Annotated in this window: 23 protein-coding genes; 16 read left to right on the top strand and 7 right to left on the bottom strand. The window is 59.3% G+C overall.

What is annotated here, in order from left to right:
• The first annotated feature begins 67 nt into the window (after window positions 1-67).
• From GA830_RS01250 to GA830_RS01220, 7 genes are all read left to right on the top strand, one after another.
• The gene (locus tag GA830_RS01250; protein ID WP_195163344.1) at window positions 68-2,380 is read left to right on the top strand and encodes a putative bifunctional diguanylate cyclase/phosphodiesterase; all 2,313 of its coding nucleotides are present in this window, start codon (window positions 68-70) and stop codon (window positions 2,378-2,380) included.
• 121 nt (window positions 2,381-2,501) lie between these two features.
• Window positions 2,502-3,278, top strand: a complete 777-nt coding sequence (locus GA830_RS01245) for an N-acyl amino acid synthase FeeM domain-containing protein (RefSeq protein WP_195163343.1) — start codon at window positions 2,502-2,504, stop codon at window positions 3,276-3,278.
• Between the two features lie 80 nt (window positions 3,279-3,358).
• Window positions 3,359-3,508: a DUF3096 domain-containing protein gene (locus GA830_RS01240; RefSeq protein WP_195163342.1), complete on the top strand. Its 150-nt coding sequence runs from the start codon at window positions 3,359-3,361 to the stop codon at window positions 3,506-3,508.
• Window positions 3,509-3,609: 101 nt separating this feature from the next.
• The gene (locus GA830_RS01235) at window positions 3,610-3,840 is read left to right on the top strand and encodes an aa3-type cytochrome c oxidase subunit IV (RefSeq protein WP_195163341.1); all 231 of its coding nucleotides are present in this window, start codon (window positions 3,610-3,612) and stop codon (window positions 3,838-3,840) included.
• Between the two features lie 72 nt (window positions 3,841-3,912).
• Complete coding sequence (locus tag GA830_RS01230; RefSeq protein ID WP_195164698.1) at window positions 3,913-5,163, top strand: Re/Si-specific NAD(P)(+) transhydrogenase subunit alpha; 1,251 nt, start codon at window positions 3,913-3,915, stop codon at window positions 5,161-5,163.
• Entirely contained in the window at window positions 5,163-5,588 is a 426-nt protein-coding gene (locus tag GA830_RS01225) for an NAD(P) transhydrogenase subunit alpha (protein WP_195164697.1), read from the top strand. Before GA830_RS01230 ends, GA830_RS01225 begins: the two co-directional genes overlap by 1 nt.
• Before the next feature lie 10 nt (window positions 5,589-5,598).
• Window positions 5,599-6,996 (top strand): NAD(P)(+) transhydrogenase (Re/Si-specific) subunit beta, encoded by a 1,398-nt coding sequence (locus tag GA830_RS01220; RefSeq protein ID WP_195163340.1) that lies wholly within the window; start codon window positions 5,599-5,601, stop codon window positions 6,994-6,996.
• 66 nt (window positions 6,997-7,062) lie between these two features.
• Here GA830_RS01220 and GA830_RS01215 read toward each other — a convergent pair whose 3' ends face one another.
• From GA830_RS01215 to GA830_RS01200, 4 genes are all read right to left on the bottom strand, one after another.
• Window positions 7,063-7,542 carry a DUF992 domain-containing protein gene (locus tag GA830_RS01215; RefSeq protein ID WP_195163339.1) on the bottom strand — a complete coding sequence of 160 codons (480 nt, stop codon included), beginning with the start codon at window positions 7,540-7,542 and terminating at the stop codon, window positions 7,063-7,065.
• A 104-nt stretch (window positions 7,543-7,646) separates the two neighbouring features.
• A complete protein-coding gene (locus tag GA830_RS01210; RefSeq protein WP_374939336.1) occupies window positions 7,647-8,471 on the bottom strand; it encodes a tetratricopeptide repeat protein in 825 nt (274 codons plus the stop codon).
• Between the two features lie 180 nt (window positions 8,472-8,651).
• Entirely contained in the window at window positions 8,652-8,900 is a 249-nt protein-coding gene (gene rpsU / locus GA830_RS01205) for a 30S ribosomal protein S21 (RefSeq protein ID WP_195163337.1), read from the bottom strand.
• 143 nt (window positions 8,901-9,043) lie between these two features.
• Window positions 9,044-10,270 (bottom strand): GGDEF domain-containing protein, encoded by a 1,227-nt coding sequence (locus tag GA830_RS01200; RefSeq protein WP_195163336.1) that lies wholly within the window; start codon window positions 10,268-10,270, stop codon window positions 9,044-9,046.
• A gap of 199 nt (window positions 10,271-10,469) precedes the next feature.
• Here GA830_RS01200 and GA830_RS01195 point away from each other — a divergent pair, with 199 nt between their 5' ends.
• Complete coding sequence (locus tag GA830_RS01195; protein WP_195163335.1) at window positions 10,470-10,649, top strand: hypothetical protein; 180 nt, start codon at window positions 10,470-10,472, stop codon at window positions 10,647-10,649.
• A gap of 194 nt (window positions 10,650-10,843) precedes the next feature.
• Here the strand turns inward: GA830_RS01195 and GA830_RS01190 are convergent, their stop codons facing one another.
• Complete coding sequence (locus tag GA830_RS01190) at window positions 10,844-11,602, bottom strand: SDR family oxidoreductase (RefSeq protein WP_195163334.1); 759 nt, start codon at window positions 11,600-11,602, stop codon at window positions 10,844-10,846.
• Window positions 11,603-11,828: 226 nt separating this feature from the next.
• On the opposite strand from GA830_RS01190, the gene GA830_RS01185 reads away from it, so the two are divergent.
• From GA830_RS01185 to GA830_RS01150, 8 genes are all read left to right on the top strand, one after another.
• The gene (locus GA830_RS01185) at window positions 11,829-13,082 is read left to right on the top strand and encodes a sarcosine oxidase subunit beta (protein WP_195163333.1); all 1,254 of its coding nucleotides are present in this window, start codon (window positions 11,829-11,831) and stop codon (window positions 13,080-13,082) included.
• 11 nt (window positions 13,083-13,093) lie between these two features.
• Complete coding sequence (locus tag GA830_RS01180; protein ID WP_195163332.1) at window positions 13,094-13,909, top strand: alpha/beta fold hydrolase; 816 nt, start codon at window positions 13,094-13,096, stop codon at window positions 13,907-13,909.
• Window positions 13,910-13,925: 16 nt separating this feature from the next.
• Entirely contained in the window at window positions 13,926-14,294 is a 369-nt protein-coding gene (locus tag GA830_RS01175) for a sarcosine oxidase subunit delta (protein ID WP_195163331.1), read from the top strand.
• The gene (locus GA830_RS01170; protein ID WP_195163330.1) at window positions 14,291-17,275 is read left to right on the top strand and encodes a sarcosine oxidase subunit alpha; all 2,985 of its coding nucleotides are present in this window, start codon (window positions 14,291-14,293) and stop codon (window positions 17,273-17,275) included. Before GA830_RS01175 ends, GA830_RS01170 begins: the two co-directional genes overlap by 4 nt.
• Window positions 17,268-17,834 carry a sarcosine oxidase subunit gamma gene (locus tag GA830_RS01165; RefSeq protein ID WP_195163329.1) on the top strand — a complete coding sequence of 189 codons (567 nt, stop codon included), beginning with the start codon at window positions 17,268-17,270 and terminating at the stop codon, window positions 17,832-17,834. Before GA830_RS01170 ends, GA830_RS01165 begins: the two co-directional genes overlap by 8 nt.
• A gap of 55 nt (window positions 17,835-17,889) precedes the next feature.
• Window positions 17,890-18,171 carry a hypothetical protein gene (locus GA830_RS01160; RefSeq protein WP_195165043.1) on the top strand — a complete coding sequence of 94 codons (282 nt, stop codon included), beginning with the start codon at window positions 17,890-17,892 and terminating at the stop codon, window positions 18,169-18,171.
• Between the two features lie 389 nt (window positions 18,172-18,560).
• Entirely contained in the window at window positions 18,561-19,790 is a 1,230-nt protein-coding gene (locus tag GA830_RS01155; protein WP_195163328.1) for an AAA family ATPase, read from the top strand.
• Between the two features lie 95 nt (window positions 19,791-19,885).
• Window positions 19,886-20,353: a hypothetical protein gene (locus tag GA830_RS01150; RefSeq protein ID WP_210330841.1), complete on the top strand. Its 468-nt coding sequence runs from the start codon at window positions 19,886-19,888 to the stop codon at window positions 20,351-20,353.
• A 214-nt stretch (window positions 20,354-20,567) separates the two neighbouring features.
• Here the strand turns inward: GA830_RS01150 and GA830_RS01145 are convergent, their stop codons facing one another.
• Together GA830_RS01145 and GA830_RS01140 are read right to left on the bottom strand one after the other, a co-directional pair.
• On the bottom strand, window positions 20,568-21,344 hold the full coding sequence (locus GA830_RS01145) for an SDR family NAD(P)-dependent oxidoreductase (protein ID WP_195163326.1): 777 nt from the start codon (window positions 21,342-21,344) through the stop codon (window positions 20,568-20,570).
• A 123-nt stretch (window positions 21,345-21,467) separates the two neighbouring features.
• Complete coding sequence (locus GA830_RS01140; protein WP_195163325.1) at window positions 21,468-21,947, bottom strand: MaoC family dehydratase; 480 nt, start codon at window positions 21,945-21,947, stop codon at window positions 21,468-21,470.
• Between the last annotated feature and the right edge of the window lie 65 nt (window positions 21,948-22,012).

The raw sequence follows: 22,012 nt of genomic DNA, 5'->3' as shown, positions 1-22,012 counted from the left end.
TCAAGCCTAAGCCTTTTTTAAGGCGCATGTGGCAAGGGTAAGGTCCCTCCTCGTGTGGGAATCCGGTGTGGCCAAAAGAAAAAACAACGAACTGCCAGACGACATCTATATCGCATTCGTAGAAACGTTGTTTCGCGACGGCTCGACTTTGATGATCGGTATGCTTGCGCAGGCGGTAACTGCCGGCCTGGTTTATTCGAGCACATCAGAACCAATTTACCTTGGTATCGGCCTTCTGATGCTGATGGTTGGCACGCTTCGTCTGATCAGTATCGGTCGCTATCGCAACGCCCCACGGTGTGTCGATCGCGCCGAGGCGCGGGCGCGGGAAAACGTCTATATTTTCTGGGGCACGCTGCATGCCTCGACCATCGGGTTGTTCTGTTTTGTCGGGATATACTGGGTCCCATCCCAATTTGCCGAGATCGCATCGGTCTGCGTCACCCTGGCTTCGGTTACATCGATCGCGGGGCGAAACTATGGATCGCCCCGATTGGTGATGGCCCAGATCGTAGCCGCGACCTGGCCGATATCGCTCGGATTCCTGCTCCGGGGCGACATCTACCATGTCATCTTGGGGCTGCTATCGGCACCGTTCTTTTTCGCCATTCGTAAGTTTGCAAAAATTGTGCGCGAGGTGTTGTTTGACGCGCTGTCGGAAAAGAAGAAAGCCAATACCTTGGCCGAGCGCTTCAACCGTGCGCTCAACACAATGTCACACGGCCTGGTTATGCTGGGGCCAGATGGCCGCGTGGTTGTCGCCAATTCAGAAGCTGCGCATCTGATGTCGCTTGCCTCGCCCGATGCTTTGCTGGGCCGGACGATGCACGGCTTGCTGCGGCGAGGTGTGGCTGGCGGAATGCTGGCAATGAAAGATTGTCACTATATCGAGGCTCAGTTGACCCGAGCGCTGAGAGAGGGCCGCGACCGAAAGGTTCTGGTCAGCTTCACCAATGGTCAGCACTACGAATTCTCGGCCCGTGAAGGGCGCAATGAACTTGGTGTGGTGACGTTCGAAGACGTCACCAAGCGGGTTCAGGCTGAGGAAAAAATCCGAACCATGGCGCGTTATGACAGCCTGACGGGGTTGATCAACCGAGCCTATTTTCACGAGCTTGTTTCCGAAGCGATGGCTGTCGGCGACCCGCAACGGCTTTGCGCGCTGGTTGTATTTGACCTGGATGACTTCAAGAGCGTCAACGACACACTGGGCCATCCGGTAGGGGATGGCCTGATCTATGCGGTGGGTGAACGCCTTTCGACCCTGAGTGGTGACGGTGTCTGGATCAGTCGTTTTGGAGGCGACGAATTCATCATCTATTTTGACCGGATCAACGACCGGAGCGAACTTGAGCAGATTTTGAGCGATGCCTTTGTGCGCCTTGAGGGCGAAGCGGATGTCGCGGGTCATGCCCTGCGAATCCAGGCTAGCGCTGGCGCCGTCCTTGCAAACCCGGATGATGGCGGCGTGGACGCGATGATTGTCAAAGCCGATCTTGCACTGCACCGGGCAAAGAACCACGGCAAGAACAACTGGCGGCTGTTCGAGACCGCTATGGATGAGGCGTTCCGCAGCCGACAGTTGATGAAGGCTGATCTGCGCAATGCGGTGGAAGCACGGCGGCTGCGGGTTGTTTACCAGCCGATCGTGTCAATGACGACGATGCGGATATCCAGCTGCGAGGCGCTGTGCCGCTGGGATCATCCCGAACTGGGTCCTATTTCCCCGGCGGTCTTCATTCCGCTTGCGGAGGAGATGGGGATCATCTCCGACATCACCACCTTCATGTTGCAGGCCGCGTGTCACGAATGTGCAAAATGGCCATTGCAAACAGGTGTCTCGATCAATCTTTCAGGCAAGGATTTCCGCGACCGTTCGTTTATCGGGAAGGTTCAGGATGCTTTGAGCAGCTCAGGCCTGGCCCCGGGACGCCTTGAGATCGAGGTTACGGAGACGGCATTGCTGGATGACAAATCGCTCACCAGCCAGTGGATCGCAGAGTTGAAGGCGCTTGGAGTACGGATTGCGCTCGACGATTTCGGGACGGGCTACAGCAGCCTGAGCTATCTGCACAAGCTGCCGCTCGACAAGGTCAAGATAGACCGCAGCTTCCTGGCCGATGTCACGCACAACAAGCGCTCGCTGGACCTGCTCAAGGGGGTGGTGGGATTGTCAAAATCGCTAGGGCTCACTGTCACCATGGAGGGTGTTGAAACGTTCGAACAGCTCAAACTTCTGGCAGTCGATGTTCGGCCAGACCTCGTCCAGGGTTTCCTGTTCGGTTCCGCACTCAGCGCTTCGGGTATCGAAACAATGTCGACCACCAGTTGGCCGTTTGCCAAGGATCTCAAAGCGGCAAAGCGCGCCAAGAGCACCTGAACTTCCCCAATGCGGAAAGCGTTAACCTTAACGTAGGGTTAAGATGCTGCTGCCATATTCTACCTTGAGTTTGCGCTGTCCTGAATTAGGTTGAGGCGCGGCGGAATGCGAGGCGAAATAGATGGATGGCAAGTCAGCACCCTTGGGGGAGGGGCGACGCTCGGAGGAACAAGCTGGAAACACATCCAGCTTTGCGCGCAACGTCCTTGCGGCGCTGGAGCGGACCGAATACCGCCGATGTGACAAGGGTGAGGATCTCGAAGATATCTACAAGCTTCGCTATGCATCTTATCGTTTGAACAATCTCGTTCCTGAGAATCCAGACCATCTCGTTCACGATCCTTATGATGACTTGCCGAATTGCTATCGCTTCGGAATTTACGTTGATGGCCATCTGGTCAGCACGATCCGTCTGCATCACGTGTCCGCTGCCACGCCGAAGTCACCTTCCATGTCGGTGTATGCGGATATCTTGCAGCCGCGTCTTGATGCTGGCGAAAGCTTCATCGACCCCAGCCGCTTTGCTGCCGATGTTGAGTGGTCGCGCACCTATCCCCAAGCGCCGTACCTGACATTGCGGCTGGCGGGGATGGCCTGCTTTTACTTTAACGCTCCCTATTGCATCTCGATGATCCGTGAGGACCACGCTGCCTTCTACAAGCGTGTCTACCAGTCGCGGCCTATCGGGGAAGAACGCCCTTACGCCGGGGTTATCAACTGCTACGCGCTGCTGTACCAAGCCGACGTGCTGGCTATCCAGGACCAGACATTCCAGCGCTTTCCCTTCTTTAAATCAACGCCGCTTGAGCAGCGGCTGATGTTTGGCAAGCAGTCGCATGGTGAGCTTGCACCGCTGACTATCTTGCCAACTGCCAAATATATCCTCGACGCAGCCTGAGGTCTGTCGGGAGCCTTCCCGAGCCTCATGCGTTTTTGTCGGACCCGTTCCTATAACCTGACCAACCACGGAGATTTCATATGGATATTTCAGCTCTGACGATCACGCCAATCATCGCGTTGATCGGTGGCATCCTCATTCTCGTGATGCCGCGGCTGCTCAACTATATCGTCGCGTTCTATCTGATACTGGTCGGTCTGCTCGGGCTTTATCCGAATCTTTTCGGTTGATTGCCGCGAAACAGTTTGCCTGATCCGCGACACGCTCGACCATTGCCCTTCGTCGAGCTTTTCGCTATGTGCCGGGGGAGCGAACCGAGAGGTATTTTCCTATGGCAGATAACACCCCGACCGGCCCGATCCAGCTGGGCGCAGAGATGGACTATAGCGAACACGAAAAGACTTATTCGATGTTCCTGGCTCTCTCCAAATATGTGACGCTGTTTTGCGTCGTGCTGATGATCGCCATGGCCTTCACCTTTTTCACCTCGGCCGGGTTTTTCTCCGGCCTCGTGATGTTTTTCGTGCTGAACGCTGTCGGCGCATTTCTGCTGCGCGGCTAACGTTCAACAGCACCCGCGGACGCGGGATCAATTCCCCCGCGTCTTTTCATGATTACAGTGGAGGATGTTGCGGTGGGGCAGATTGTCTTTGTGCCGAAGGAAACGGATGCGAGCGAGCCGCGTGTGGCGGCCTCTGCTGACACCGTCAAACGCCTGACTGGCCTTGGCCTGCAGGTTGTCGTGGAGGCGGGCGCCGGACGTTTGTCGCGCATTCCCGACGTGGATTTCGAAAAAGCCGGTGCGACAATCGGCAAGGCCACTGATGCAGGCAAGGCTGATGTGGTGCTGAAAGTGCGGCGCCCGAATGCGGCTGAACTGAAAACCTACAAGCCCCAGGCCATCGTCATCGCCACCATGGACCCTTATGGCCATGAGGCTGAGGTGGCTGCGATGGCAAAGGCCGGTGTTACCGCCTTTGCGATGGAATTGATGCCGCGCATCACGCGTGCGCAGGTGATGGACATACTGTCCAGCCAAGCCAACCTTGCCGGCTATCAGGCCGTCATCGATGCGGCAGCCGAATATGACCGTGCCTTGCCGATGATGATGACGGCGGCGGGCACCGTTCCGGCTGCCAAAGTATTCATCATGGGGGTCGGCGTTGCCGGACTTCAGGCCATCGCCACTGCGCGGCGCATGGGCGCGGTGGTTACTGCCACCGATGTGCGCCCCGCTGCCAAGGAGCAGGTTGCCTCGCTCGGCGCAAAATTCCTTGCCGTCGAAGATGAGGAATTCAAGGCGGCCGAAACCGCCGGCGGCTACGCCAAGGAAATGTCAAAAGAATATCAGGCCAAGCAGGCCGCGCTTACCGCCGAGCATATCGCCAAGCAGGATATCGTGATCACCACGGCGCTGATCCCTGGACGCCCGGCGCCCAAGCTGGTGTCGGCTGCCATGGTTGCCTCGATGAAGCCCGGCTCGGTGATCATCGATCTGGCAGTGGAGCGCGGCGGTAATGTCGAGGGTGCCGTTGCCGGCAAGATTGTCACCACCGCCAATGACGTGAAGATTGTCGGGCATCTTAATGTGCCGGGTCGCGTTGCCGCCTCGGCCTCTCTGCTTTACGCCAGAAATCTATACGCCTTCCTCGAGACCATGGTCGACAAGGAGACGAAGCAGATCGCCTTCAACCGCGAGGATGATCTGGTCAAGGCAACCATGCTAACCGTGGGCGGGCAGGTCGTGCATCCTAACTTTGCCGACAAGGCCGACAAGCCAGTGATGGTTGCGGACGCGAAGGCACCACAGGCAGCCAAGCCAGCCGCGCGCAAGAAACCGGCGCAGCCGCGCAAGACCGCTGCCAAGACCGAGGGGGATGCATGATGGAACAGAGTGGATTGGATAAAGCGCTCGAACAGCTCGACCAGGCGGTTAAAGCTGTGCATCAGGGCATTGCCGAGATGGCGCAGACCGATGGCGCGCAGGTTGCGGGCGATGCGCTCCATGCCGCATCAGGCGGCGTGATCGACCCGTTTGTCTTTAGGCTTGCGATCTTCGTTCTGGCGATCTTCGTCGGCTATTACGTCGTCTGGTCGGTCACCCCGGCATTACACACGCCGCTGATGGCAGTTACCAACGCCATTTCGTCAGTCATCGTGGTTGGCGCACTTCTGGCGGTCGGTATCGCTGCCTCCGGGCTTGCCACCGGCTTCGGCTTCATCGCCCTGGTGCTCGCTTCGGTCAACATTTTCGGCGGCTTCCTGGTCACCCAGCGTATGCTGGCGATGTACAAGAAAAAAGATAAGTGAGGGCGCCCCGATGAACGTCAATATTGCGTCTTTCCTCTATCTGGTTTCGGGTATCCTGTTCATTCTGGCGCTGCGCGGGCTTTCGCATCCCACCACCAGCCGACAGGGCAACCGCTTCGGCATGATTGGCATGGGCATTGCCATTGTCACCACGCTGGCGCTTACCACACCCTCGCTCAAAGGTTTGGGCCTGATCCTGCTCGGGCTGGCGATCGGCGGCGGCGTCGGTGCGCTTACCGCGCGCCGTATCGCGATGACCTCGATGCCACAGCTCGTCGCAGCCTTCCACTCGCTTGTCGGCTTAGCTGCTGTCATGGTGGCTGCAGCTGCCATGTACGCTCCCGAGAGCTTTGGTATCGGTGCAACCGGGGCCATCCACGCGCAGGCGCTGGTTGAAATGAGCCTTGGCGTTGCCATTGGCGCCATCACCTTCACCGGCTCGGTGATCGCGTTCCTGAAACTCGATGGCCGCATGTCGGGAAAGCCGATCATGCTGCCGGCTCGCCACATGATCAATATCGCGCTCGGTGCAGCGCTTATCCTGCTCATCATCCTTCTTGTGATGACGCAAAGCACGACGATGTTCTGGCTGATCGTGCTGGTGTCGCTGGCGCTTGGCGTGCTGCTGATCGTTCCTATCGGCGGTGCCGACATGCCGGTCGTGGTGTCGATGCTCAACTCCTACTCGGGTTGGGCAGCGGCTGCTCTTGGCTTCACACTTGGCAATCTGGCGCTGATCATCACCGGTGCTCTTGTCGGTTCGTCGGGGGCGATCCTGTCTTACATCATGTGCAAGGGCATGAACCGTTCGTTCATCTCCGTTATCCTTGGCGGCTTTGGCGGCGAGACGGCTGCTGTTGCCGATGACGGTATCGAGCGCACGGTCAAGCAGGGTTCTGCCGACGATGCCGCCTATCTGATGATGAACGCGCAGAAGGTTATCATTGTGCCGGGTTATGGCATGGCGGTGGCTCAGGCGCAGCACGCAGTCCGCGAAATGGCCGACAAACTGAAGGCAGCAGGCGTCGAGGTGAAATATGCCATTCATCCGGTCGCTGGTCGTATGCCAGGCCACATGAACGTGCTTCTGGCCGAAGCCAACGTGCCTTATGATGAAGTGTTCGAGCTGGAAGACATCAATTCGGAGTTTTCGCAGGCGGACGTTGCCTATGTGATCGGCGCCAACGATGTCACCAACCCGTCGGCGCGCGATGACAAGGCATCACCGATTTACGGCATGCCGATCCTTGACGTCGATAAGGCGCGCACCTGCCTGTTCGTCAAGCGCTCGCTCGGCTCGGGTTATGCCGGCATCGACAACACGCTGTTCTACAAGGATGGAACGATGATGTTGCTCGGCGACGCCAAGAAAATGACGGAGCAGATCGTCAAGGCAATGGACCACTAAGTCCTTTAGGGACGTAAAAAAGGCCCGGCTGCTCACGCAGACCGGGCCTTTTATTGGATCTTGGCGTCAGTTGCCGACCGAGCGGAGGCGAAATTGGGTGACGCCAACTGCCAGATTGAGACCCGTCTGCGCCTGGACACTAACGGGCTGCAACGTAAAGCTTTTGCTTGATCCGCCGATCAACACATTGGCGCCGGCACCCACGACTGCGGTTGCCTCGGCGCTGGCGCCGACATAATCACCGGCAAGTACTCCCGGCGCATAGATCTCGGGGCTTGGTGCCACGACAAGCCACTGCATCATGGTTGTGCCGGTCGTACCGATGTCGAGGCCGAATTTGGTAACGTCGCCGACATAGGTTTCAGCCGCGAACGTCTTCTCAGCGGAATTGAAGGTGCAGCTCAGTTCCTTCTTGGAGCCAATGATGAAGCCGGTGCCCGGCTCGATGGCGCAGTCCAGCACGCCCAGTTCCACACCTTCGGCGGCGAAAGTCGGGGATGCGAGCAGCAGCAGTGCAGTGGCGCTGGCGAGAGCAATGGTCTTCATAGGTATCTCCTGAATTCTTCGTACCGGAGATAACCTATGGCGCGCGACAAGGTTCCTTCGTCAAACGCCATAGCACAGGAGAATGCCAGCTATTGATACCCTGATCAGGTTCCGCGCGTACGGCCCAGGCCGTCCAGTGCGGGTTTGTAGTTTGGGTCGAGCTGCGTGGCACGCGCATAGGATTTTGCGGCGCGCGCCTTGTCGCCACGGCGCTCGTAGATCAGTGCCTGGTTCGCCCAGCTCTCGGCCACCCGGTCATCCAGCTTGATGGCCATGTTGAAGTCGGCAAAGGCGTTTTCTTCATCGTTCTGGGCGATGTAGGAGAGGCCACGGCCATTATAGGGTTCTGCGGAATCGGGTGCGAGCGAGATCGAGGTGGAGAAATCCTCGATGGCAAAGCCGTGCTGGCCCTGCTGCTGATAGATCAGGCCGCGATTGTGATAGGCGCGCGGGTCTGTCGTATCCAGCTGGATGGCCTTCTGAAAATCGTTGAAAGCGTCCTGCGTGCGTCCGGCTTTGCGATAGAGATTGCCCCGGCCGATATAGGCTGCATCATAGCTGGCACTGAGCTGGATCGAGCGGTTGTAGTCGGCAAGCGCTGCCGCCTGATCGCCCAGATAGCGATGGATTAGCGCGCGGTTGGCATAGGCCTGGTAGAAATCGGGCTTCAGCTGCAACGCCTTGTCAAAATCGCGCAAGGCCTCGCGGTATTTGCCGGCACGGCCATAGGCAGACCCGCGTACATTATAGGCTTCCGGGTCGTTCTGGTTGCGGTTGATCACCGCGGTCAGCGACGCAATATTTTCGTCGGAGCCTTGTGCTGTGTCGATGCTGGTAATCTCGCCGCCGGGTCCGCCTGTTTGGCAGGCAGCCAGCGGAAGCACAGCGATCATTGCCAGTGCCAGGGTGTGTCTGCGCCAGCCCGCCATGTTCGGGGCTATCAAAACTTTGCGCATACCATTCGTTCCCTCTCGCCTTGCCGCTTTGAACGACAGGTTCATCAATAGCAGTTCGGCACCATTTTACCCGCCGAAACTAAAAAGGTGGTGACGATTCTCATCGCCCCACCTTGGTAACTAGCGCGGGAAAAAGGATAAAACAGGGCGATCTCAGCGTGCCGGACGGGCAACGACCGGCGCCGGCTTGGCGCCTGGCAGCAGACCCTCGCGCTGGGCGCGCTTGCGCGCCAGCTTGCGGGCGCGGCGCACGGCTTCAGCCTTTTCGCGGGCGCGTTTCTCAGATGGCTTCTCGTAGTGGTCGCGCATCTTCATTTCGCGAAAAATGCCTTCGCGCTGCATTTTCTTCTTCAGTGCGCGAAGCGCCTGGTCAACATTGTTGTCGCGGACGAGTACCTGCACGTGGGCTCCTGCCTACCGTTCTTTTTCAGAGTAAAACCACCAAGCAAGCAGCAATAGCTGCATGCTCTCGCAGTGCTTCCACCGCGAATTGGAGCGGCTCTTAGCAGAATCGGATAGCGAAGTCGAGAGCGGTTATCGTTGCATCAGCCGGGTTTTTTGCGCAGCGCGTGAACCGTTGCATCGGCATCGCTTTTGGCGCGCATCAGCGGTGGCCACACCTGGTTGCGACCGTTCCTCTTGGCGGCATAGAGCGCGACATCGGCAGCTGCAATCAGCTCGGGGCCGGAAATCGTGGAAACAGGAGCCGCAGCCACACCGAAGCTCGCCGTGACGACGGCGCGCGCTCCCATACCTTCGTGCGGCATTGCCAAGGATTCGATAGAGCGTCGAATGCGCTCGGCGATCCGGATCGCGTCGGAAGCCTCGATATTGGGGAGCAGAACAAGCAGTTCCTCGCCGCCATAACGCACTGCAAGGTCTGATTGCCCGCGCAGCTCAGCACGGATGCAAGCTGCGATCCGTTTCAGACAGGAATCGCCCGCGGTGTGTCCGTACCAGTCGTTGAAGGGCTTGAAATGGTCGATGTCGAGCAGGATTACGGCGACAGGGGAGATGACATCACCCTGTTTCCATAGTTCCTGCATGCGGTCCGTCAAGTAGCGGCGATTGGCGAGGTCGGTCAGCGGATCGTGTTTGGCTTCATTTTCTACCTCATCGTGGCGCAGGCGGTCGCGCAGGGTGTGCAGGTATGACCGGCGGCTGTCGCGCTCGAGATAGAAATTGCTGACAAGGGTCAGGTAGGCAGCGACCGAAAGCGTCGTCGTTGAAATCGCTGCGGTTGCCCAGCTCATCTGGTCGCTCATGACGACCGCGATGGAATGCATGATGACAATAATAATTGAGGCAGTGAGCGCGTAGCGATGCGGCAGGCGCTGGATGGTGTTCATGTAGAGTACAACCAACAGGACAAAATACTGGTAATGCGCCGCCGCCGGTGACGTGGTCAGCAGGAAGACGGCCAGGACCTGTGCTGAAATGACAATGGGTATTGATGCGGCCAGGCTTTCACGAACAACCCTGGACGCGTTTCGGCTGATCACCCAGGCAATGGCGATGATCCACGGCGTTACCAGACCGAAATGCTGGAGGAATGCCCAATAAAACTGGTCGGGTATTAAAAGCCAGTCGCAAATCAGGAAGAGATTGTAGATCACGATCAGCGTGGGAATGGCGGCGCGGAACCGTTGAATCCGCCGTTCGCGCATGTCGATCTCGCGCTGCTGCTCGAGTTCAGGCGGAAAATCCAGCCCTTTATGACGCCTGGCAATGAACGCCTCAACGGTTTTCAGGCTTGGAGAAATTTCCGTCATTCCCATAGTCCCCCTGCAGGATCGGCCTATCTTGCCAGTTGCCCGCTTGAACCCATTGTCGCCCCTGGGTCTTAATCAATCCGTAATCGGTCCACGCTGGCAGCCGTTTCAGCCCACCGAGGAAGCGTAAAATAGTTGCAACCAAAAAGTGTATTTACTAAAAATACACCTATGATGAGAATCACCAAGTTGAAGCCTGATGCATGAACCGCTTGTCGACCTGTTGCCCGCACCGAGCATTCTTCAGGCGATGGCAGGGATCATAGGGTCGGAAATGACGCGTGCAACGGTCATCGTGCCGGTCTATCCGGGCAAATCCGGTGATGATCGAATCACCGTGACGTGGGCGAGGGTGAGGAAGCCTGGACCCACACTGTGATGATCTGGGAGCGTACGGTCGGATTGCCCTGCGAAATCGAGGTGGGAGCTGATTTTCTGGCGGCTCAGCGGGGTCGCATCGTAGATCTGGCCTACAGCGTCCGATGTGCCGATGGCAGGACGAGGCACTCGCATAAGCGCCCCATCCTGCTCTGCTTCGTGCCAAATTTCGATGGCAGGGAAGCGCCGCCGCCTTCAGGTCCGGGTGATGGAGACGCCACCATCGGCATAAAGCGCTGTGCCGGTGGTGAAACTTGACCAGTCGGACGCCAGATAGAGTGCCGAGTAGGCAATTTCTTCCGGCCGGCCGATACGCTTCATGGCATGAAGCCCCTCTACGAAGCTGCGTTCCTCAGGCGACTTGAAGGTTGCCATCGCGGTATCTGTGCCGCCGGGCAATAGCGCGTTGACGCGCAGGCCCTCGCGTCCATATTCGGCGGCCAGCACCTGGGTCAGGCCGACGACGCCAGCCTTGCCAGCGGCATAGGCGGCCATGCCAGGCAAGCCGACAGTCGAGCCGACGAAGCTGGAGGTGAAGATCAGTGACCCGCCGCCGCGTGCCAGCATCGCGGGGATCTGATATTTGGCGGCGAGGAAGGCGCTGGTCAGATTGGTATCGATGACATCGCGCCAGGTTTGTTCGGCCATCTCCGGCACCGGGCCCATGGCGCCGACAAGACCGACATTGTTGAAGGCGATATCGAGCCCGCCGAATTCGCTGACAGCCAAGTCCACCAGTGCTTTGGCATAGGCTGCGTCATTGACGTCGCCGGGCAGGATCATTGCACTGCCTCCGTCGCCGGCTATTTCGTCTGCCAGCGCTACCAGTTCCTTTTCGCGGCGTGCCGCAAGGACAAGACTTGCCCCGTGAGCGGCAAACAGCTTGGCCGTCGCACGGCCTATACCCGAGCTTGCGCCGGCAATAAGCGCGACCTTGTTTTGAAGTGTGTGCATGATAAACCCTCGTGACGGGCCGGCCCAGCGCCGGCTCGCTGGGGGAGATCGCAAATCACCAGCCATGCTCCCACCCGAAACCGGACAATGTCTGCACCGCAGTCGGCTGGCGCAAAACGGCAATGGCCGTCGCAAACAGTGCGAAGGTGACAGCGGCTTTTCGCTAGTGATACACGTCGCGCTCAGGTGAAGTCCGCTTCGCCGACAGGAAGAGGCACTGGATTTAATGCGGAAATATTCGGTTTTTGCCATCGCCCGTGAGGCCATACGCGGACACAAGGGGTGGGAAGCGCAGTGGCCGTCGCCCGAGCCCAAGAACGAATATGATGTGATCATCGTCGGAGCAGGCGGGCATGGGCTGGCGACTGCCTATTACCTGGCCAAGGAACACGGCATCACCAATGTCGCGGTGTTGGAAAAGGGCTGGCTTGGCGGTGGCAATACCGGCCGCAACACCACCATCATTCGCTCCAACTATCTCTATGACGAGAGCGCCGGCATTTACGACCACGCGGTGAAGCTGTGGGACGGGCTGTCGCAGGATCTCAACTACAACGTCATGTATTCGCCGCGCGGCGTCATGATGCTGGCGCATAATGTGCACGATGTGCAGGTGCTGAAGCGCCACGTTCATGCCAACCGGCTCAACGGCATCGACAATGAATGGCTGACACCGCAGGAGGCCAAGCATTTCTGCCCGCCGCTCAACATATCGCAGACGGCGCGGTACCCGGTCATGGGCGCCACATTGCAACGGCGTGGCGGCACCGCGCGCCATGATGCGGTGGCCTGGGGCTATGCGCGCGCGGCTTCAGACCGCGGCGTCGACATTATTCAGAATTGCGAGGTCACCGGCATCAAGCGCGCCAGCAACGGTCGGGTGACCGGGGTCGAAACCTCGCGCGGTTTCATTGGTGCGAAGAAGGTTGGCGTGGTTGCTGCCGGCCATTCTTCGGTGCTGATGAACATGGCAGGCGTGCGCATGCCGCTGGAAAGCTATCCGCTGCAGGCGCTGGTGTCGGAGCCGGTCAAGCCGGTGTTTCCATGCGTGGTCATGTCCAACACGGTGCACGCCTATATTTCGCAGTCCGACAAGGGCGAGTTGGTGATCGGCGCTGGCACCGACCAATATATTTCCTATTCACAAACCGGCGGCCTGCACATTCTCAATCATACGCTGGACGCCATCTGTGAGATGTTCCCGATGTTCACCCGCATGAAGATGCTACGTTCCTGGGGTGGCATTGTTGATGTCACGCCGGACCGTTCGCCGATCCTGGCCAAGACGCCGGTGCCGGGGCTCTATGTCAATTGCGGCTGGGGCACGGGCGGCTTCAAGGCAACGCCGGGCTCCGGTCATGTCTTTGCGCACACGATCGCCACCGACATGCCGCACGCCATCAATGCGCCCTTCACGATCGAGCGTTTTCGCACCGGCCGGCTGATCGACGAGGCGGCGGCAGCTGCCGTCGCGCATTGAGGCTTGTCGGGATGTGGAGCGTCGATCAAACCACGCAGACTGAAGCCGGCATTGTGGCCTGGGGCAAGGGCGGCAGCGGGCCAGATCTTATCCTGGCGCATGGCTGGCCGTGGTCATCGTTCAGCTGGCACCGGGTCATTCCCGAGCTGGCCAAACACTTCACCTGTCACTGGTTCGACATGCCGGGCTATGGGCGTTCTGAAATGCGCAGCGGCCAGTCGACGGCGCTCGATGTGCAGGGCGAGGTGTTTGCCGAAATGGTCTCGTTTTGGGGCCTGTCGAAGCCACGTGTGCTTGGCCATGATTTCGGCGGTGCGGTGACGCTGCGTGCGCATCTGCTCGGCGGTGTGGATTATGAAAAACTTGTGCTGATGAATGTCGTGGTGCTTAGCCCCTGGGGTTCGGCGTTCTTCGATCATGTCGGGCGTCATGTCGATGCGTTCACCGGCCTGCCACCGCACATCCACGAAGCGGTGGCGCGCGCCTATATCAAAGGTGCCATGGTCAACGAACTGGATGCCGGCGATTTCGATCAGCTGTTGAAGCCTTGGCTGAGCGAAGGAGGCCGTGCCAGTTTCTACGCCCAGTTCGCGCAGGCCGATGACCGCTACACGGATGATTTTGGACCGCTACTGAATCACATACGCTGCCCGGTCGCAATCCTGTGGGGTGAGGATGATCCCTGGATACCCATCGCGCGCGGAAAGATGCTCCACGAAAAGATCCCCGGCTCGACATTCGAGGCGCTGACTGGTGTCGGTCATCTGCCTCAGCTTGAGGCGCCGGACAGGGTTGTCGCCCGTCTTCTCCACGCGCTCCAGACATGAAGATTGCAGGATAGTCATGCTTTTGATCCACTGCCCCTATTGTGACGAAGAACGTCCCGAGCTTGAGTTTCGTGGTGCCGGTGAGGCGCATATAGCGCGCTCGGGCGATATTGCGGAAACAAACGATGCGGATTTTGAGGCGTTCTTCTTTATCCGCACCAATCCCAAGGGCGTGATTTATGAGCGCTGGCGCCATATCCATGGCTGCGGGCGATTTTTCAATGCCGCACGCGACACGGTCACCGACAAGTTTTTTCTCACCTACAAGGCCGGTGAGCCAAAACCGTCCAAATTGCCCAAAGCCTCGTCGGCGCCTGCAGCCTACGCCAACCGTCCGCCGCGCCAGCTGAATGCGCGTGCAACCGGCAAGAAGAGTGCGTCATGAGCCAGAATTTTCGTGTCGCCGGCGCAGGCCGGCTAGCTGGTGCCAAAACCGTCCGCTTCACTTTCGACGGCACATCCTTCGAGGGAATGGAAGGCGATACGCTGGCTTCCGCGCTTTTGGCCAATGGCGTGCATCTTGTCGGGCGCTCGTTCAAATATCACCGCCCACGCGGCATTCTCTCAGCCGGGTCTGAAGAGCCCAATGCATTGATGGAGATTTCTCGTGACGATGCCCGCAGGACGCCCAACGTGCGCGCCACCGTGCAGCAGATCTATTCCGGGCTGCAGGCGAAATCGCAGAACCGCTGGCCCTCGCTCGGGCTTGATGTCGGTGCCATCAATGATCTGATGTCGCCGATGTTTTCGGCCGGGTTTTACTACAAGACTTTTATGTGGCCGAAGGCTGCCTGGAAAAGCTTCTACGAGCCCAACATCCGCGCGGCAGCGGGTCTGGGCGTAGCACCTGACAAACCCGACCCGGATCATTATGCGGCACGGTATGCGCATTGCGATGTGCTGGTCCTGGGCGGCGGTGCTGCCGGCTTGGCGGCGGCGCTTGCGGCGGCGCAGACGGGTGCCACGGTTATCGTCTGCGACGAACAGGCCGAATTCGGCGGCGCGCTGCGCTTTGAAAATGGTGCGGAAATCGACGGCCGGAATGGCTGGGACTGGGCGCAGGCGACTGTCGCAAAACTCGCTGCCATGGACAATGTGCGGCTGTTGCCGCGCACCACCGGATTTGGCTATTATGCGCAAAATTTTGTCGCGCTTGCCGAGCGGGTAACCGAGCATCTGGCAGCACCAGAAGCCGACATGCCGCGCGAGCGACTGTGGCAGGTTCGTGCCAGCCGCGTAGTGCTGGCCACCGGCGCTATTGAGCGTCACATGGTGTTTGCCGGAAATGATCGGCCAGGTGTCATGCTGGCCTCTGCCGCGCGCACTTACCTCAATCATTATGGCGTAGCCGTTGGCAAGAAGGTCGGTGTCTACACAGCCAATGATAGCGCTTATGCCGCCGCCATCGATTTGAAGAAGGCGGGGATCGAGATCGCGGCGATTGTTGATATCCGCGACAATCCAACCGGAGTTCTGGTTGATGAAGTGCGCGCGCTGGGCATAGAGATTCTTGCTGGCCGCGCGGTGATCCGCACCCATGGCCGGCTGCGCATATCCTCCATGGTGGTGCAGCCCAAGGCAGGCGGCGGCGAGCGACGGATCGAGATCGACGCACTCGTCATGTCGTCGGGCTGGACGCCGTCGGTTCACCTGTTTTCGCAATCGCGCGGCAAAGTGGCGTTTGACGAGACGACACGGCGCTTTTTGCCCGGCACCTACGCGCAAGACTGCGTTTCCGTCGGTGCCTGCGGTGGAGCCGATACGCTTGATGTAACCATTTCCGGTGCGCTGAAGGCTGGCGAACGGGCCGCGCGCGATGCCGGCTTTACGGCAGGCGAGAGCTTAAAGCTGAAGGCCTCGTCCAGCGAAAGCTGGTCTGGCACCATGCTGGGCGATGGGCCGGGTGACGATCAGGCAAAAGCCTTTGTCGATTTCCAGAACGATGTCACTGCCAAGGATATCAAGCTTGCGGTGCGCGAAGGGATGCGCTCCATCGAGCATGTGAAACGGTTCACCACCACCGGTATGGCAACCGATCAAGGCAAGACGTCCAATATGCACGGGCTGGCGATTGCCGCCGAGGCGCTGGGCAATGAGATCCCGCAGGTCGGGCTCACCACCTTCCGCGCGCCCTATACGCCGGTGACGTTCGGCTCCATCGTCGGCCATGCGCGCGGCGAATTGTTTGATCCGACGCGCAAGACTGCCATTCATCCGTGGGCGCAGGCGCATGGGGCGGTGTTCGAGGATGCCGGCCAGTGGAAACGGGCCTGGTATTTCCCGCGTAATGGCGAGGATATGCACCGGGCTGTCGACCGCGAATGTGTCACCGTGCGCAAGGCCGCCGGCCTGTTCGATGCCTCGACGCTCGGCAAGATCGAGGTGGTTGGTCCAGATGCGGCCAAGTTCATGGAACTGCTCTACACCAATCCGTGGGAAAAGCTCGACGCCGGCCGCTGCCGCTATGGCATCATGCTGCGCGAGGACGGCTTTATCTATGATGACGGCGTGGTCGGGCGGCTTGCTGCAGACCGTTTCCATGTCACCACCACCACCGGCGGTGCGGCGCGCGTGATGAACCACATGGAAGACTATCTCCAGACCGAATTTCCGCATCTCAATGTCTGGCTGACTTCGATTTCCGAGCAATGGGCGGTCATTGCCGTGCAGGGGCCGAAATCGCGCGACATCATTGCGCCGCTGTTCGAGGGTATCGACCTGTCGGATGCGGCGATGCCGCATATGTCGGTGCGCGAGGGCAAAATCTGCGGCGTGCCGACACGGCTTTTCCGCATGTCGTTCACCGGCGATCGTGGCTTTGAGGTCAATGTGCCGGCCGATTATGGCCAGGCGGTCTGGGAGGCTCTGTGGGCAGAGGGTGAAAAGCACGGCGCCTGTGCCTATGGCACCGAGGCCATGCACGTGCTGCGCGCCGAAAAGGGCTATATCATCGTCGGGCAGGATACCGACGGCACAGTGACGCCAAGTGACGCCGGGCTCGATTGGGCCGTGGGCAAAAAGAAGACCGACTTCGTCGGCATTCGCGGTCTGAAGCGCCCTGACCTCGTCGCCGAAGGCCGCCGCCAGCTGGTGGGGCTGAGGACGAAGGATCCCAAGATCATGCTGGAAGAGGGAGCACAGATCGTTGCCGATCCCGCACAGCCAATCCCGATGAAAATGATCGGCCATGTCACATCGAGCTATTGGTCTGAAAATTGCGGTCATTCCATTGCTCTGGCGCTGGTGGAAGGCGGGCAGAAGCGTCTCGGCGAGACGCTTTATGTGCCGATGCCCGGCCGCACCATCCAGGTTGAGGTGACGGACATGGTGTTCTTTGATGAAAAGGGAGGGCGCCTCCATGGCTAAATCCGCCGCTAAAATCGCCACCGCCGAGCGCCGACCCGCGCAGGACGGACGGCAGCACGAAGCACCGGGCGTCGTGATCAAGACGCTGCCGCCGGCACAGCGGCTGGCGCTGCGTGTCGGTGAAAAGTCAGTACCTTCCCTGTCGCGCGCGCTCGGCCTGTCGCTGCCCAAGAAGCCCAAGACGTCGACCATCAAGGGAGGTCGCATGGCGCTCTGGCTCGGCCCCGACGAATGGCTGGTGATCGATGAAGCGGGCGGCGATCCGCTGGCTGATTGCGCCAGCGTCAAGGCTCTGCATTCGGCGGTCGGCGTCTCGCACCGCAATGTCGCGATCTCGGTTTCCGGTCCGGCGGCTGCGGCGACGATCAATGGCGGCTGCCCGCAGGATTTGTCGCTTTCCGCATTCCCGGTCGGCGCCTGCTCGCGTACCATTTTGGGCAAGTCCGAGATTGTCCTGCTGCGCACCGGGCCGGAAAGTTTCCGGGTCGAGTGCTGGCGGTCATTTTCGGATTATGTCTGGGCGTTTCTGACGGAGGCGTCCCGCTCGGCTGCGGCTTGACTTCCGGAACTGAGGAGCTGTTGATTTAGTTGCTGCATTCACAGGAGCAACAGCCATGAGCGACCAAACCTCTGACGCTGCCGTCACGCAGGCCACCACCACCCAAGTTGAGGTCACCAAGACCGAGACCGGTACTCATTCCAATTCCGATCAGCGCTTTGGCGACGGTGACAAGAAAAACGGCGGCACCGACAACGAAGCTACCAAATCCAACCGCAGCAAATTGTCCCGTCAGGATCAGGAAGACCAGCTGGATAGGGGGCTTGAAGGAAGTTTTCCGGCCAGTGATCCGGTGTCGATCACGGTCTCCACTATTCCCGGCAAACCGAGGCGGTAAGCCACGTGAGGCGCGGCGAACTTCCGTCGCCTCATCTAATTTGACGACAAGCCGCTGCCGTCGGCCGCCAGCACGTGGCCTTCATAGAGTAATTCTTCGGGTTGGCGGCAAATAGGATCGCTCGATTTGCATGACGGCAATCGATCTCGAGTCGGACGTTACGACGTTCATTGCCACTGTCCGCAAGCAAACATCCTACAGCTACTTACATCGACGGCTTGACGCCTGTTTTGGTAAATTCGAGAACCAACACCCGCTTCTGAAAAGCTGGCACCCATCCAGGTTGCCGCCGATGCTCAAATCCCTCGGTGAACACGAAACGTTGCTGTAATCGAATTATTGACAAAATCTTGTCAGAAATGATATTATAGATCTCAATGAGGTATCCCATGCTTTACAAGCTAGAGGTCGAAAACTTCTTCTCCATCCGCGATCCGCAGGTGCTCGACTTGTCGGTGGACGGAAAAGTGCCTGATCCTGAAGGCCGTTATGCCCCCATCTTCGAGGGTGCGGACATGCGCGCGCCGAAAGTCGTCGCCCTCTATGGCGCGAACGCCTCGGGCAAAACGACGGTGCTGCGCGCGCTCGAATTCGTCGTGACGATGATCCGCGACAGTGTAGCGCGCACGGTTCCAGACTTCGCCGGCATCGAGCGTTTCAACGACGTTGAATCCGCCAATCGACCTATCCGGTTCGCGATCGAGCTGGGGGGCATCATGAACCTGACGCCGGAAGTCTTTCAGCGCGTTACGAGCGGCGAAAAGGTCGAGCAAGGCACTTATCGCTACGAACTGGAAATCGAACTCAAAGAGGGGCTCGCGGTACGGATCGCGTCCGAGTCGCTACGCCAGAAGCCGAACGGACAAGGGAAATGGCAGCGCGTCTATGAGCGCGATGCTGAGGGAAAGGTGAAGGACTCTAAAAACTTCAGCCTCTCGGGCTTCCAGCACCTCGTGAAGACGCTCGCGGGCAATCACACGGTGCTGTCGTCATTCGCGAAATTCCAGCACCCGACCGCGCAGCTTCTCGTGGATACGGCTCGCAAAGCCTTCTTCCAAATTGAGTCTGTGCACTCCTTCGTCGATCGCGACGTGATCGACTATCTGAAGAACCAGCCCAACGTCGTCTCGCGGCTGAAGGATGAGCTAAGCCGCATCGACGTGGGCGTGGAAGGGATGCGCTTTCAGCATACGGACAACGGGCCGTTGCTGCTGTTCAAGCACGCGGGGCTTGCGGTCGAAATGCCATGGCTGATGGAAAGCCACGGCACTCGGGCCTTTATCAAGATGTTCCCGTTCATCATAAGCGCGCTCGACACTGGCGGTATCGCCGCGATCGACGAAATGGACGCGGCCATTCACCCGAACATGCTGCCCGAACTGGTGCGCTGGTTCTATGAGGCTTCGGGGCGCAACAAGTTCGAAGCACAGCTCTGGCTTTCCTGCCATTCGGCATCGCTGCTTGATGACCTTAACAAGGAGGAAATTGTGATCTGCGAGAAGGACCGGCAGGGCCGCAGCCACTTTTACAGCCTCATGGACGTGAAGGTGCGCCGTGACGAGAACCACTACCGCAAATATTTGAGCGGTGCATACGGTGGGGTTCCACACCTCGGATGAGCCGTCGTCGCCCGCCATATATCGCGCTTCGCCGTCCGGTTTATATCGGTTGCGAGGGCGCGTCAGAAGTTGGTTATGCCGGCTTTCTGCAAGATTTGATCCGCGACGCCAATTTGCCAGTACATCTGCACGTTGAGGAATTGGGGCCGGGGACCGGCGATCCGCTGTCGCGTATCGAGATGGCGGTGCTGCGCTTGAAGCTACTCCGCAGGAAACGCAGTGCGCCCGCGGAACGCTTCGCGCTTTTGGATTTTGACCAGGCCGAGCGCGATCCGCAACGTGCCGAGCGAACTCGCAAGCTCGCGGTCGACAACGGAATTACGATTCTCTGGCAACGGCCCTGCTTTGAGGCCATGCTGCTGCGCCATCTGGAGGGCAAGGCTGCCAACCGCCCGCCCGATACGCCGGGGGCGGTCAAGGCGCTCGAAAAGGAATGGCCGGAATACAAAAAGCCCATGACGCGCGCCAATCTGGCTCGCCGAATTAATCGGGATGCCGTCCTGCGGGCAGCTGGCGTCGAGGCCGAACTGCAAGCTCTGCTACGCTGTATCGGGGTGCTCTAGAGATCGAGAGACGCGCAACTTCCGCGCGCTGTATGGTCGCTGGCGGCGTGTACCGGTGGCAACGGCAGCTCACTACATGCATGCCCGGAACCGGATATTTTCGGAATCTGCCCCCTTATGGCTATTGAGGAGGTGTCCGCTTTCTCGACCGCCAACGCGAAAGCTGTCCGACCGGACCTCCCCCCATCTCAGCCTTTCGCGTCGCGCCCACGCTCTAAATCGACGTAACCCCACCATCCACCGCCAGCGCGTGCCCCGTCATGAACGAGTTCTTCGGGTCGGCGGCGAACAGCACGACCTCGATCACCTCGTCGATTTCGGCGACGCGGCGCATGGGTACGCCGCGGGTGAGGCCGGCAAGGGCTTCGGTCTGGTGGCCGCCTGCCAGTTTGACCAGGTCGCCGACCATCGCGGTGCGGGCGTAGGACGGGCAGACGGCATTGATGCGCACGCCCTTGGCGGCGTATTCGGCGGCGGCAGAGCGGGTCAGGCCGAGGACGCCGTGCTTGGCGGCGGAATAGACGGAAAGCCGCGTTGCACCGGTAAGGCCCGCGACCGATGAAAGATTGACGATTGCACCACCGTGACCGCGCGCGCGGTTCTGCTTCACCATGGCCGGAATCTGATGCTTCATGGCAAAGAACACGCCTAGCAGATCGACCTCGAGAATGCGCCGCGCCTCGTCGGAAGGCACCTGCGCCAGCTTCACGAAGCTTTGCGCTACGCCGGCATTGTTGATGGCGATGTCGAGTGCGCCGAAGCGTTTGACGGCAAGCTTTACCAACGCTTCGGAGGTTGCTTCGTCGGCGATGTCGCCGGCCAGCGTCGCGGTCTCGCAGTCCAGCCCGGCAGCGAATGCTTCAACAGCTTCAGCGTCGAGATCGGAAAGCACAAGCCGTGCGCCCTGATCGGCCAAGCGCTCGGCGGTGCAACGGCCAAAGCCGCCGGTTGCGCCGGTGATCAGAACCGTCAAACCCTCAAAACGGTTCATTGCACTTCCTGACATTCAACCCGTTATTTTCTATTGTCCCGGCGCAGTGCTTTTGGTGGTTTGGTGCGGATGCGTCAAGGGGAGGGGTGTTGTCGGCGGCTAAAGGATTGTGCACCGGGCAGATCAGGCAGTCTCTGCCTTCTTCTCAATCACTGCGATGGTCAGCCATTTGGCCTGGATCGCCGGTTTGAGCGAGTTCTCGACTTCAATCGTTACATTATAGGCGATCTGTATCCAGCCCGAGGGGCGTGCATTGACATCGGCCAGGACGAAGCGGGCGCGGATGCGGGCGCCGGATTTTACCGGGGTGATGAAACGCAGCTTGTCGAAGCCGTAGTTGATGGCAATGTCCGAGCCTGCAAGGCCCGGTAACGTTTCGAAAGTCATGGCGGAGAGCATCGAGAGGGTGAGGAAGCCATGCGCGATGGTGCCCCCAAACGGGGTCTCTGCGGCTGCCCGCTCTGGATCGACATGGATGAACTGGTGGTCGTCGGTGGCGTCGGCAAACTGGTCGATCATCTTCTGGGTCACCACGCGCCATGGTGACAGGCCGACTTCCCTGCCGACATTCGCCTTTAATTCATCCAGCGTGATCGATTTCAAGAAATTGCTCCATTCTCAAAATTGCATTCCTTGAAACGCATCATGGCTGGATCATTCATACCATG

Source organism: Mesorhizobium sp. NBSH29 (assembly GCF_015500055.1).
In the GTDB taxonomy this organism is placed as follows: domain Bacteria; phylum Pseudomonadota; class Alphaproteobacteria; order Rhizobiales; family Rhizobiaceae; genus Neomesorhizobium.
Note: the sequence above shows the minus strand (reverse complement) of the source record. Positions and strands in the feature narration are given on the sequence as shown.